This window comes from Rhizobium favelukesii (assembly GCF_000577275.2).
GTDB lineage: Bacteria > Pseudomonadota > Alphaproteobacteria > Rhizobiales > Rhizobiaceae > Rhizobium > Rhizobium favelukesii.
In genome coordinates this window covers 346811-360372 of the sequence record NZ_HG916854.1, presented here as the reverse complement: position 1 = coordinate 360372, position 13562 = coordinate 346811, and the positions used below count along the sequence as shown (strand labels likewise).

At 59.5% G+C, this 13562-nt stretch carries 12 protein-coding genes; 2 read left to right on the top strand and 10 right to left on the bottom strand.

Annotated elements, in window-relative coordinates; genetic code table 11:
- Window positions 1-167 precede the first annotated feature (167 nt).
- A complete protein-coding gene (locus tag LPU83_RS61745) occupies window positions 168-1394 on the bottom strand; it encodes an HlyD family secretion protein (protein ID WP_024316523.1) in 1227 nt (408 codons plus the stop codon).
- Complete coding sequence (locus LPU83_RS61740; protein WP_024316524.1) at window positions 1395-1841, bottom strand: hypothetical protein; 447 nt, start codon at window positions 1839-1841, stop codon at window positions 1395-1397.
- Window positions 1842-2729: 888 nt separating this feature from the next.
- On the opposite strand from LPU83_RS61740, the gene LPU83_RS61735 reads away from it, so the two are divergent.
- The gene (locus LPU83_RS61735) at window positions 2730-4829 is read left to right on the top strand and encodes a mechanosensitive ion channel family protein (protein ID WP_051166707.1); all 2100 of its coding nucleotides are present in this window, start codon (window positions 2730-2732) and stop codon (window positions 4827-4829) included.
- A gap of 58 nt (window positions 4830-4887) precedes the next feature.
- Here the strand turns inward: LPU83_RS61735 and LPU83_RS61730 are convergent, their stop codons facing one another.
- The 8 genes from LPU83_RS61730 to LPU83_RS61695 form a co-directional block, all read right to left on the bottom strand.
- Complete coding sequence (locus LPU83_RS61730; RefSeq protein ID WP_024316526.1) at window positions 4888-5106, bottom strand: hypothetical protein; 219 nt, start codon at window positions 5104-5106, stop codon at window positions 4888-4890.
- A 57-nt stretch (window positions 5107-5163) separates the two neighbouring features.
- Complete coding sequence (locus LPU83_RS61725) at window positions 5164-6849, bottom strand: SulP family inorganic anion transporter (protein WP_024316527.1); 1686 nt, start codon at window positions 6847-6849, stop codon at window positions 5164-5166.
- Window positions 6850-6921: 72 nt separating this feature from the next.
- On the bottom strand, window positions 6922-7455 hold the full coding sequence (locus LPU83_RS61720) for a CYTH domain-containing protein (protein ID WP_024316528.1): 534 nt from the start codon (window positions 7453-7455) through the stop codon (window positions 6922-6924).
- Between the two features lie 50 nt (window positions 7456-7505).
- Window positions 7506-7982 (bottom strand): hypothetical protein, encoded by a 477-nt coding sequence (locus LPU83_RS61715; protein WP_037070936.1) that lies wholly within the window; start codon window positions 7980-7982, stop codon window positions 7506-7508.
- A gap of 111 nt (window positions 7983-8093) precedes the next feature.
- Window positions 8094-9029, bottom strand: coding sequence for a DUF2950 family protein (locus tag LPU83_RS61710; RefSeq protein ID WP_024316530.1), 936 nt, complete (start codon window positions 9027-9029; stop codon window positions 8094-8096).
- Between the two features lie 35 nt (window positions 9030-9064).
- Window positions 9065-10510: a DUF3300 domain-containing protein gene (locus tag LPU83_RS61705; RefSeq protein ID WP_040680809.1), complete on the bottom strand. Its 1446-nt coding sequence runs from the start codon at window positions 10508-10510 to the stop codon at window positions 9065-9067.
- A 262-nt stretch (window positions 10511-10772) separates the two neighbouring features.
- Window positions 10773-11078 carry a hypothetical protein gene (locus tag LPU83_RS61700; protein WP_037070938.1) on the bottom strand — a complete coding sequence of 102 codons (306 nt, stop codon included), beginning with the start codon at window positions 11076-11078 and terminating at the stop codon, window positions 10773-10775.
- Window positions 11079-11215: 137 nt separating this feature from the next.
- Complete coding sequence (locus LPU83_RS61695) at window positions 11216-11521, bottom strand: hypothetical protein (RefSeq protein WP_024316533.1); 306 nt, start codon at window positions 11519-11521, stop codon at window positions 11216-11218.
- A gap of 129 nt (window positions 11522-11650) precedes the next feature.
- Here LPU83_RS61695 and LPU83_RS61690 point away from each other — a divergent pair, with 129 nt between their 5' ends.
- Entirely contained in the window at window positions 11651-13447 is a 1797-nt protein-coding gene (locus LPU83_RS61690) for a membrane protein (protein ID WP_024316534.1), read from the top strand.
- Window positions 13448-13562 lie beyond the last annotated feature (115 nt).

Genomic DNA, 13562 nt, shown 5'->3' with positions numbered 1-13562 from the left:
AAAACGCGAGCCATGCGGACATCTCTTTCTGCCTTTGGACCAGCGCCGCAGGTTGGCAGCGAGTACCCGCGCAAGATCGAAGCCGGCCGCGTCCGAATGGCCACGTCATTCACCCGATATCCAGCACGACGTCACCGATGCCACGATAGGGTTCGCGGCGAGTGGTTTTAATGCCCCGACAGAACGAGTGTCTGGACAGGAAGCAGCACAGCCTGCATTCGCAGGATCATCGCATGCACAAGTCCGACGGCGTCGATCATATGCAGGGAAAACCCCCTAAGCGTGCCGATATTCGGATCAGCGAGTGCATCGTGATTGTTGGTATAGGCGTTGGCGATGCAACTGCTTCCCGGCGGGACGCCATCTAGCCCTCCGGCAAAGAGGGGCTGTAGAAAGACGGTCAGGGTTCCCGGCTGCGCCATCTGCTGAACATCGATCAGTTGCTCCGTGGCGCGCAGTTGTCCGGCGGCGATAACCTGCTGCACTTCGGTCACGACCATTGGAATGATTGTAAATGGCTTCCCAACGCAGGTTGCTTCGGCGATCATCCCCTTTTTCATAACTTGCGCTTCGATCTGCCCGAAGCCGGCAATCAGCGTGCCTTGTCCAGCACCCTCTGGCACAAGGATACCGGCAGGACGCAACATTGCACTGACGACGTCGCCGCGACGGAGCGTAAACTGTTGGACGGTCCCCGTGACGCCTGCCCTAACGATGGTCTTGTCGAATTCGACCTGCGCCTGTGCCAAGGCTGCTTCGGCGCTTGCTTTTTGCGCGGGCAACAGCAAGGAGATCTGTGTCTCCATGGTCTGCTTTTTCGCAATCGTTGCCTCGAGCGCTCCCTTACGGCTGTCGATCTGCGTCGCTAGGCGTTCGACCTCGCGCCTGGCGACGGCGTTGCTCGTCAGGAGCTCGGCCTTCATCTCGTATTCGTCGACGGCCGTCTGATAGGCGCCCTGCGCCTCTTTGATCTGGCCGTCCACGCCTGCGAGCTCGGTCTGGGTCACCTTCATCTCGGCCTCGACTTCGGCAATGCGCCGACGGGCGGTCTCCAGCGCCGCCTCCTGTTCGGACGCATCAAGCCGGAAGAGTGGCGCACCTGCCACGACCTTCTGATTCAGTCCAACGAAAACCTCTTCTACACGTCCGGTTGCCTCCGGCAGGATCGTGACCGTCCGGAATATCGCCGTGACGCTCTTGGTCGAAGGGTGAAAGTAAAAGATCATCGTGATCAGCGATACGGTCAGAAGCAAGCAGGCGGTGATCCCCCACCGGAGCTCGTACCACACCGTATAAAGCGTGATCTCGCGGCCGATCCGCTTTCCCTGACCGTACCGTCGGAAAAGATAATCGGGCAAAATCGTCAACATGGAGCAGAGCATCAACTCAAACATTCAGATGTCCTCTCCATGCGCGCTGGTCTTGGTCGGCGGCTGCGTCGCCACGGCGTCCCCCGGATCCTCGGGAATCAGAGCATCATCACCTGTCATTTCAGCCGTGCGGCCGGAGAGTTTGCCGAGGGATTGGGCGATGGAGTAAAGCGGGGTCGAGAAGTCGGGAAACTGAACGAAGGCCAGGAGCAGACCGGCAATCCAGAAGATATGGTTATGGGTGAACAGCGAGATGAGCGCCAGGACGGCCACGATCTCCATTTGTACTTTGTTCGTGCGGTGGGCCCTGCGTTCAGGAAGGGCGTGCAATTGAAAGTATAAATTGCCAACGGCAAGCACCGCCAGCAAAAGGAAGATGGCGATGGCAACGAAAAGGTAGTCCGTCTGGCCGGGCGGAGTGATGAAAATCGGCAAATGCTCGATTGCCGCTGGGTGAATTTCTTCTGCCATTCCCACCACCTAGAAGAATATCAAACTGTTCTGCGGAATGCCGCCCGTTTCCCCACGTCAGGCGGCACCGACATCGAGCGCCTCTTCGATTTCTCTTGATAGAGCCGCGACCAGCGCGGGCTGGAAACCGCCGCGTAGCTAAAGCCACGCCTTCGTCCATCTTTCACTCCAATCACGACACAGACACGGCAGATCGCCACCTACTGGTGTACGAGAAAGAATCCAAAATGTGCAGTATGTTACGGTATCATACTGGCCCGCGAACCATGCGTGGGCGGAGGAACGGAAGCAGGCTATGCACGCGATTGACGCCGACATTTGGAAGCGGCGGTGTCCATCCTGGTTCGGCCTTCACAGAGACCACGGATTGGCCGGAGACGTCGAGATCACGGCCGCCAGACGACGCACATCGCGAGGGCCGGAATATCGTCAGGATGCAACCTTGATCCAGCGAGGCATAACGGCGAGCGCCTTCGGGCCAGCAGCCTCGATAGGACCGGCCAAAGGCTGTAAGATACGTGATGCTACGGGTAAGATTTCACGTTTTCGCATAGTTTATCCTCAGGGCTCGAGTTGACACCCGCGGTGGGCGGAAACGAAGCGGGTTATGTCGGATTGACCACGCGAGGAACAAAGTGAGCACTGACTTGGCCACGTTGAAGGCCGAGGAGATCACGCGCGACGACGCCAATGAATAGCTGAACTCGCAGTCATCGATGCCGACACCAGAGACAATTTTGCGATCCAGGTGAGCAGATTGGGAACGGGAGGCAAATGACTGCCGGCATTCGTTCGCAGGAGGCGCGCTAGCAGTCAGGACAGGATAGAAACATGGCAGCAATCCCGAATTTTGCCTGGGTTCGAAGCATGGTCCGTACAGCGGCTTTCATGCTGGTTGCCCTCATGGCTGTTTCGACGGCCGCGCAGAGCCAGCCAGCTCCCATCTCGCAGCCGGAAAGCGTTCAACGGTTCTTAGCGATGTTCGCCGATCCCGCCGTCCAGACTTTTCTCCAGCAGCAGGCTGCCGCGGCGCGGGCGACGCCCGAACCAGCCACGCAGGCCAGGGACACGCACGTTTCCTTCAGCGAGGTCACAACACGCCTTCGCACCCATACCAGCGCGATGCTTTTAGCGGCACGGTCATTTCCCACAGAGACGATGCGTGGGGCGGCCGTCCTCGAGCGCGACGTCGAAGCGAACGGCGGTACGCGACCAATCTTCCTCATCGCCGCCTTTGTCGTCGCAGGGCTCGCCGCACAATGGGTGTTCTGGCGTTCGAGCGCCGGATGGCGCCTGTGGATGTCGCGCGCGCCCATCTTCACCGTGAGAGAGAGACTGGTAGCCGTGGGGGCAAGACTGCTTTGGGCCGTCTGCTACGTTCTGGCCTTCGGGCTGGGCAGCATCGGATTTTTCCTTGTGTTCGAGTGGCCGCCGCTCGTCCGCGAGATCGTCGTCGGCTACCTGTTTGCCGTCGTCGTCTTCCGCCTTGCGAGTGCCGTCTTCGACGTGATCCTCGCCCCCCATCGGCTGGCACAAAATCAATTTCGCCTTATACCCGTCTCGGACGAGGTCGCCGCTCATTGGGCAAGGCGGCTCGGATATGCTGTGGGTTGGTATGCCTTCGGCTGGGTGACCATCCATCTGCTCGGCAGTCTTGGCTTTTCCGTTCACGCGCGCCAGCTCGTGGCCTACTCGCTTGGCGTTGTCCTCCTCATCATCGGCATCGAAGCCGTTTGGCGACGTCCTTCTGTGTTCTCTCAAACTCCACGGTCGGGTCGAATTGGCATTCGTGCCCGGAACTGCCTCTGGACCGCCTATTTTGCCGCAGTCTGGCTGCTATGGGTGGTCGGCGCTACGAAGCTGTTCTGGATCATCGTCGTGTGCGCCGCGCTGCCGGGAGCGATCGCCCTCACCAGGGCCGCGGTAAACAACATTCTGCATAGCGCGGATATGGAAGAGGAAAGCAGAAAAAGCACCGTCGCATCGGTGATCGTGGAGCGCGGCATACGCGCCGTCCTGATCATCGGCGCGATCGTCTTTCTCGCGGATATGCTCAACGTCGAGCTAACACGAATGACGATGCAGGACTCCCCCGCCCTGCGGCTGATCCGTGGTGTGTTGAGCGCCGGGATTATTCTCATGGTCGTGGATCTTGCCTGGAGCGTCGTGAAGGTCCTGATCGATCGCAGACTCGGCGACACGGAAGCGGTCCTCGCGATTGGTAGCGAGCAGGAACGGCGTCGGACGCGCCTTAGGACATTGCTGCCCATCCTGCGCAATGTCCTGATGATCCTGTTCGCCGCCATCGCGATCATGATGGCGTTGTCGTCGCTCGGCGTTGAAATCGGACCGTTGATCGCAGGTGCCGGCGTCGTTGGCGTCGCCATCGGCTTCGGGGCGCAGACGGTCGTGAAGGACGTCATCAGCGGAATGTTCTACCTGCTAGACGATGCGTTCCGGGTTGGAGAATACATCCAGAGCGGCAGTTACAAGGGTAACGTCGAGTCATTCAGCCTGCGGTCCATCAAGCTTAGACATCATCGCGGTGCAGTCTATATCGTCCCCTTCAGCGAACTCGGCGCGGTTCAGAACCTGAGCCGCGACTGGGTAATCGAGAAGATGACGATTACTGTGACCTACGATGCCGATATCGACAAGGCGCGCAAGATCATCAAGAAGATCGGTCTGGAGCTGTTCGAGGATCCGGAATTCAAGCCGACCACCATTGAACCGCTGAAGATGCAGGGCATCGACAGTCTGGGCGACTCTGGACTTCTGCTGCGAATGAAGGTCATGACGCAGCCCGGCCAGCAGTTCACGCTGAAGCGGCGCGCTCTGCGGATGATCCATCAGGCATTCAACGAGAACGGCATCAAGATCGCGGTGCCCACGGTGCAGGTCTCAGGCGGAAAGGACGACAGCGTCGCCGCCGCGGCCCAGCAGACGCTCGCAACGCACAACGCAGCGATCGCTGCGGGATCCACGTGAATGGTCGGTTGCCGGACTTCTCTTGGTGATCTGGCATCGCGCTGGCCGCCGTTGCGGTTTAGCCGTTTGTCGCCAATGCCTCACGTGATACCAGCAGTTGGTGCCTGCGGCCGGCGATGATCACTGACGCGACGAAGCTCACCAACCCCAGACCGACGCTGGCGACCTTGCCCAAACAAAGCCGCACGTTTCCAACAGGGCGGGCTCGAACCCGTTTGAGCAATTCGGTAAAATTGCTGGATGCAAGGCTCCATGCGGCATAGAGGCGCTCGCCCATCAAAGGCCAATCACGCACGTTTCCGGCTGACAAAGGCTCCTCCGTGCGGCACCTAAATCACGTTTTTGCGGTGCGTTCTGTTAGGGGCTGGGCGTTGTCCTGGTAATGGCGGATGCCGGCGCCCGCCGTCGCAAACATGCGGTCCCGGCCGAGCCGGTCGGCGAATCCCGACGCCCGAACGTAGGCAAGGACATCCGGATTGAGGCCCGCGAGCCAAAGACCGACCCCCTGCTTTGCGAGACGTTGGTCGCTCTCCATCATCATCTGAAGCGCCGAATATTCGATATCAAAGACGCCGCTGAGATCGAGCAGGAGAATACTGGGTTTCGCCTCAGCGACAAATCCGCCGATCCGGTCCGCGATCTGCTGGGCGTTGGCAAAGAACAGCCTGCCCTCCGGCCGCACGATCAGCAATCCGTCGAAGGTCTCGTCATCGGGATGCTCCGATGAAACCGGACGCAGGACATCCCCGCCTGGTTTGCGGCCTATGACATGGATCCGTGGATTGGCCGCCTGCCTGGACAGAGCGACAAGAGAAAGGGCGATGGCGACGACGATGCCCTGAAGGGTGCCGAACAACAGCACGCCGAAGAAGGCGGCGAGCGCCCATAGAAACTCCATCCGTCGAACCTTGAGGATCGACCTGAACTCGCCGGGCTGGATCAGACCGATGGAATAAACGATCACGATGGCCGCTAGCACTGCTTGCGGCAGGAGCCCAAGCAGTGGGGCCAGGATCAGCATCGTGGCGGCGGAGACCGCTGCCGTGACGAGCGAGGCCTTCTGTGTCCGTCCTCCCACGGCACGAACAACGGCCGTCTGCGACGTGCCGCCTCCCGCAGGCATCGCGCCGAAAAATGCCCCGGCAAGGTTTGCAGCGCCATCGGCCAGAAGCTCCCGGTTTGCTCTGATCGGAGGCTCGGCCGGCGCCGCGAAGGCGCGGCCGGCGGCAATCGTCTCGGTAAAGCTCATCAGTGCGATACCAATCGCCCCCGGCAGCAATTGGACGACCATGTCCACGTCAGGAAACGTCAACGACGGCAGCGCCTGCGGAATAAAGCCCACTGTCGAGACGCCAGCCGCGCCGAGCCCCGCCAGCCATGATATAGCGATACCGCCGCCGACGATCGCGAGCGGGGCTGGCGAATGCGGCCAGATCTGCTCCATGACCAGCAACAGGACAAGTGCGGATGCTCCGATCACAGCCGTGAGAACAGACGCCTCGGGGAGATGATGGACGAGGCTTAGAACATCCCGGAAGAACCCTTCCTTCGCGATGTGGAGGCCAAAAAGCTTCGGCACCTGATCCAGGACGATCACCAGCCCGATGCCCGCCTTAAAGCCGGTCAGCACCGGCGAGGAAATGAAGTTCGCGACGAATCCAAACCGCAGGACCGAGGCCGCCATCAGGAGCAGGCCTGTGAGGGCAGTGAGCGTGGCTGTCGCGGTGATCAACCGGCCTGCGTCGCCGTCCGGCACAACCAGTCCGAGTTCGGTGGCCGTGAGGATGGCGAGCGTGGTCGTTGAACTGACGCTCAGGACCCGCGAAGTACCAAGGAATGCGTAGACGATCATCGGTACGAAGGCGGTGTAGAGACCGACGCTCACCGGCAGGCCGGCGACGGTTGCGTAGGCCATGGCCTTCGGCAGAACGACCGCGGCCGCCGTGAGGCCGGCAACAAGATCCAGCCGGGGGTCTGTGTGCAGCGACAGAGATTGGTCAGCACCCTGCGACGGAGCCATATTTTGCCTTCCTCTACATAAAAGGGCTGGTGCGGGCGCTATCGTCGGCGCACGCCGTAGCGATCAGCGAGTTCAGTCCTGATAGGAACCGGACGGTTTCTGCCGAGCGGTCGTTGTGGCAGGCGAACCAGCGTTCAGGGCGATCGCAAGTGTGCTCGTCGCCAATGATCGATTGGAGTATCGTTTGTCACCGGTGACTTCTCTGCTAAGCCATTTTGGAATTGAAGGGTTGCTCTCCTCGCTGTTCAGTTCGATTTCGCCAATCGTCAGACCGTCATGCCTGCCACCGAAAACGTCGACCTCCCATACGACCCCACGATGTGGCACGGTGTAGCGCGTCTTTTCGACGATGCCGCCAATTGCGTGGGAGAGGAGCTCGACCGCTTCTGCGTAGGGTATGTCGTATTCGTATTCTTCACGGCTGAGGCCCCGTTTTCCGAACTTCACGGTCAGCCGTGCCGACAGACCGTCGACTGTACGAACCCTTACAGAATTCTCGCGCCCGCGGGTCAGGTAACCCTGGCGAATTTCGTGGGACGAAGTCACGCTCGCGCGCCAGTCATCGTTGCGCACCAGGAACTTCCGTTCGATCTCGATCGTCTTCATTGCGCCCGTTCCGAATGGTTTCGCAGCTTGTGGCGTTGCCTCGTCTGTGGTCACTCCAGCGGCGGCTCCCAGCCTAAAAAGAAACCGATGTCGCCCGGCATGCCTCCCGGATAATTGATGACCACTGCTTTTAGCGTGTAGCCTTGTGGTCTTCCTACGGTTTCGAACAGCTCGTAAACCTCCTTGGCCTTGCCCTGCAGCGTGTTCTGCCACCCTTGGAGATTATTGTTGATGGCCCGGCCGCTGTCGGTGCAGAAGCTGGATGGAAAGCTGTAGACCATGGCCTCGAACTTTCCGTCCGCGGCCGCCTTTGTCACTACGCGCCTGATAACGGCACGTTCGTCGTCGCCTATATGCTTGCGGAAGAAGTCTTCGACAAACTCGGAATGCTTCTTCGCCTCCCGTGATTTTATCTTGTCTTCGCGCTCCATCTCCGCGAGCTTCAGTTCCAAGGCTTTCTTTCTCAGTTCTTCCGCACTCATTGCGGCAGGATTGGTGCCAGTTGCTTCACCCTTTGCCATCGCCATACCTCCAAGAAACCGCCGGATGATAGGCCCGATAACCTGCAGTGGGCAGTAGGATACAGGTCGCGGACGGTATCATACGGTAGCATACGCCTCAGGAGCCTGCCTCTATGGCTAGTCGCGCACGATCGTCCAGCTATCATCCGGATTGAATTCCTTGATCGTTGAGACCCGCTGCTCCGTCTGCGGCCCCAGATCCCGCTCATAGACGATGTTCGCGCCGTTGACGATGAACGTCTGCACCCCGGTCACGCGATACGTCACCGGCCACGCGATCAAGGCAAATCCGGCTGTCATGTTGCCATTGACGATGTAATTCTGCTTGCCGCCAATCACGTTGGAACCCTGGGCGGTCAAGATACGATAGCGATATCCATAGTACCCTTCGCCACGCTTAGCCTTGCCGAAAGCCGCCGTCTCTATCAGATGTCCGGCCGGGCTCTCCTCATCGAACAGACCGGGCTCCCAATATAAGCCGTCCCGCTTGCCGAGGCTGCTGATCAGCCGCTGAGCGAACTCGTAGACGCCATCCTCGTCCTCGTCGATTTGAGCATACTGGTCCTGAGCGAGCACGTAGTCATGCATCGTTTGAATTGTCGTAAGCTCGTTCTGGCCCACCCGGCGATTGATGATCTCCTGCAGACCAACCTCCGTGTCGAAAGCCCACTTGCCGTCCTTGTCCTTCGACAAGGGGAACGGCAAAGGCCACAACACGTCCCCCACGGCAACGATCTTGCGATCTCCGAGATCCTGAAGTCGCAATTGCCGCGCAGCACCCTCGCGGATCAGTCCGTAGCTTACCATGGCCTCCTTGCTGGAGCGCAGCTTGGCCGCGTCCAGGCCAAGGAGAGTTGCCAAACCGTCGATATCGTTGGCACTCAGCACGGCCTTGAGCCGGTCAAGCAGCGCCGAGGGATCGTCGAACGATGGCGGCGTCCCCGCCTCGAACTCCGAAAGATCCGTCTGCATCTGGGCCACGGATGGGGCTGCAATGGCTACGGATAGTGCCGTTCCGAGCAGCAGCGCGATCAATCTCAACTGTAGTCTCATGGTTTATCTCCGGAAATCCGAGAGGCTGGAAAACATTACCGACGACCGCCACCCCCGCGACCGCCGCCACCTCGACCACCGCCGCGCCCCCCGCCACCGCCATGTGGCATTGGGCGTGAGCGCTGTGCCGCCGCGCGCGGCGCGCCGCGTTGTCCGCCTCCCATGCTCTGCCCTCCCCGCTTGGAAGCAACCGCTTCACGCCGACCGGACTGCACGTTGCCAAGGGCGCTTGGCTGACGCGAGCGATTGTCGGGTCGTGCCGCCATCTTCGGTGCGCTTGGCCTGTTGACCTTGCCGGCCGGCCTTGACGAACGGTTTGCCACATTACCTGGGCGATTGGCCGCATTCCCCGGCCGGGCATCCGGGCGGTTGGCCACATTGCCTGGGCGGGCATCAAGGCGCGGTGTCCCGGGCCGGTTCGCCGCAGCGTTCCCCGCTCTCGGATTTGCCTTCAGGCCTTCGACCGTGCCCTTGCGGATGTCGTTAGCACGGGCGCCGACGTCCCTGGCTCCTGGCCCTCGATTTGCTTGCCGGTCGCTGACCTTGTTCTTGAGCTGATTGCGGTTGTCGGACTGCAGACTGGACTTGATCGCCGACCGATCGATGTTAGCGAGTTGATCCTTTCCGATACTCAACTTGCTCCGGTCCACCTTGGTCCAGTCGACGTCGTTCCAGTTGACCTTGCCGTTGAAGTTCCGGTCGTTGAAGCAGTTGTTGCAGTCGATATCGACGTCACCACGCCAGTCGCCACCCCATACGCCCCAATCGTCCCAGTTGACGACGGCCGCCCATGCAACGCCGGTTACCGCCGCTGCAAAGAAACCGGCCCCTGGATAATAGTAGTTGTCGTAAGGGTCGGGGTAATAGGAGATCGGCTCGACCGCGTAACCCGGTTCATAGAGCATCTCCGGCGGGTACTGCGGGATATAAACCTTCTCCGGATCAGTCGGTCGAATGACGACGTTCTCGTTCTCCATGACAACCGTGACCTTGTCGTCGGTCTTGATGATGTTCTTTGCCACTGCCTCGTCGCGAAGCTGCTGAATGGCGATCAGCACATCCTTCTGCTGGTTCGTGAGTGCATCGGCCAGCGATTGGGTCCAATCGAGGTCCTCACTCATCATCTTGACAATATCGGGATAGTTCAGGAGCGAGATGACGCTCCCATCCCAGTCGTCCTTGGGCTTGAGATCGGCGTCCTTCTTCTTCGCCTCGAGGAACCGTGCCGCCTCGACTATCGGCAACGGGAAAAGCGACGCCGCGGAAATCGCCGCCACCAGGTCATCCGGGTAAAGCGCAATGCGGGCCACGAGGACTTCAAGTTCCTCCTCGTCAAGGAGGTCGCCTTCCGTTTCGGCTGGCTCTTCGGCCGACGGTTTTGCCGTCGGCGTGGGCACCTGTGCGTGCACGGGCATATCCGGTCGTATCGATATGATCGCCAGGGCCGACAATCCGACCAAAAGCCTGAATGATCTTCGCATCGGTATCGGCCTCCTTCGATTGGCACGGCTTGAAACTATACAAGAGGCACTTGGATTGACGGCGTAACATACGGGAACATACATCAGGCCGTAGGGATGGCAGCCTCGCTTGCGTCTGGCGAAATTGGTATAGACGCTCACTCGCCGGTGGTGCGGACAGCTTTCAACTGCCTGTCGCCAGCCCTTCGGTCGCGCCTTCGACAAACGCATGGCACGCCCGTCGCCGCCCCGCCCCCCTCCTGCGTTGGACGAAACGTAAGCCCTAGGGCTGTAGATAGTGAGCTTGGCCCGAATTGCGCAGTTCCTCGAGTGTCTTGCCCACGCATGTCCCACCCTTCTGCTCGCCGACCGCCTTTGCGTGCCCATCCAGAGAAATCGTACCCGCAATCCGTTCCGATGCGACATAGGTCGCCAGTCCGTCAGGCGTTATTCTCGAGAGGAAAAAAGCGTGGAACATACCCTTGTATTCACAACCGATCACGAACGGAAAGTCTTTGAACTGATTGCCCGCGGCTTGTGAATAGCCGACGGGATAGAACGGGACCGAGGCGCAGGCAGCAAATAACATTGCGATCCTCGTTGGAGTGGGGCTTAAGCCGAGGATTTTCCAGATCGATATACGAAACATTGGCCGAGTATTCCTCTATGTTTGGTGGTGGATCAAAAGGCTCACTCCGCAAGCGCGACGCCTGTTAGCAACCGGGACTACGTCGGGCGCCGATCCTTTCGCGGTATTCGGATGACCTTGGCAAGGGACAACATCTCTTCGATTTCAGTAGAAAGACCCGAAATCAGCTCCTTGTATTCAAGCCGCCTCGCATCACGGACGCCGACCGGGAGTCCATCGATTGTCATGAGTACCTCGTTCGCCGCGGCGAGGTCCTCGCAGAGCCCTCTGAAGCTGTCGTTGCGCTCGAACAAGACTTCAATCTCTCGTGCGCGTGCAGGAAAAAGCGCGCATGCAATGGCAAGGCCTGACATAGCACCGGGATAGTTTGAACTCGATCCCATCACATCTCCTCGACAACGCCGAACTCGATCGACTTATCGAACTCATCATATTGCATGTGGTTTATTTAGAGATGTATGATACACGAGGATACACGTGCATTTGCGGTTTAATAAGCCTTGGGGAAGGCAATGCTGGGCGCCTCACGAGACGGCACGGAAGACGTCTCCGTTCCTACGGAAGCGGAAGTGCGCGCACAGTATGACCGCATCCTGTCGAGCCCGGAGTTTCATGCGCCCAACCGAGCTCGGGCCTTCGTATCCTACATTCTCAATGAAGCGCTTGCAGGACGATCCGATCGGCTGAAAGCCTACTCGATCGCCCTCGAAGTGTTTGGACGCGAAAGTTCCTTCGATGCACAGAACGACCCTGTGGTCCGCATAGAGGCTGGTCGGATGCGCCGTGCGCTCGAGCGCTACTATCTCGTGGCTGGACAGGACGATCCCGTTTTCATCTCGATCCCGAAAGGCGGCTACGTACCGGCGTTCCGATATACACGTCCGAACGTGTCGCCCGGTCAGGAGATTGAACCTGCTCGCGCGACCAAGCCGGATCTGTCAATCCACGACGAAAATGTACCTAGGCGGGGTGGGAATTGGATCTGGATCGCGGCGGCACTCGGGGCGGCCGTTCTACTTCTGGCACTATTACTGTGGACCGTCCTCGTGGGGTCTTCCGTCAAGGACATCGAGCGTTTGGTCCGTCTCGCTCCTGGAAGCGATTTGAGCAGCGTCGACATGCCCCGGATCGTCGTTGAACCCTTCGAAGACCTCTCTGGCTCCCCGCAGGCAGCCGCCATCGCCCGCGGTCTTACCGATGAGGTCATCGGACAGTTGTCGAAATTCAAGGAGATCGTTGTCATAGCGGGCGGATCGCGAGGAGAAACCGAACCTTCGTTGGTCGGGCAATCGCCTGCAAGATACATCCTTCAAGGCCGCGTCCGTCTGGACGACGACACGCTCCGTTTGACGACTCGGTTCCTGAACAAAGCCGACGGATCGGTCATCTGGGCCAATAACTACGACAAGCAATTCAGTGTCAGAGAAATGCTCGAAGTCCAGACAGATGTGGCAAGAAGCGTAGCCGTGGCCATCGCGCAACCGTCTGGCATTGTCTTTCAAACCGATGCGGCCCGCATCGACAAACAGCTCCCGGAAGACCGGGATTCCTACGCCTGCACGCTCGCCTACTACGCCTACAGGGGGACGCTTGAGCCCCAAAAGCACGCTTTGGCAAGAGACTGCCTGAAGCACGCGACGGAACGGTTCCCGCAATATTCGACATTCTGGGCGCTTCTTTCCATGGCGTACGTGGACGAAGTCCGCTTCCAATATAGGTTACAGACGGCGCCAGGCCCGTCGCTCGAACGAGCGGAAATTGCCGCAGAAAAAGCCGTCGCACTGGACCCCCAGAACGTGAGAGCGTTGGAGGCGCAAATGCTGGTGTATTTTTTCAAGGGGGACATCGAGGCGGCCCTCAGAACAGGTACCGAGGCGCTCGCGCTCAATTCCAATGATACCGAGCTGGCCGGTGAGTATGGCCTCAGACTCGCATTGTCCGGCAAATGGGAGAGCGGGTGCGAACTGCTGTCGAGCGCGATATCCCGCATCAACGGCCCGATAGGATATTACGAGGTAGGGCTCGCCACCTGCGCCTATATGCGTGGTGACTATGAAGCCGCGGAAGTTTGGGCACGAATGGCGGACCTCCGTTACAATCCAATCCATCATCTCGTTCTCCTTAGCGCGCTCGGTGCGCAGGGCAAGATTGCGGCTGCTCGCATGGAACGGGAATGGTTCGAGCAAAATGCACCGGGCATACTCCTGAATGTGCGCGAAGAGGTATCGACCCGTTTCCAACGCGCTGAAGATCGCGAACATTTTCTGGATGGGGTTCGCGCAGCCGGGATCCCTGTCCCGCCGCACTGAGGGATTGGGCCTGCAGCGCCGCTGCCGGTCCGTCACATGCTGCCGCCATAGATGCTACGCGATGCTACAGGCATATCGTCTCCAAAAGCGCTACCATCCTCTCCGTTGGAGAGTG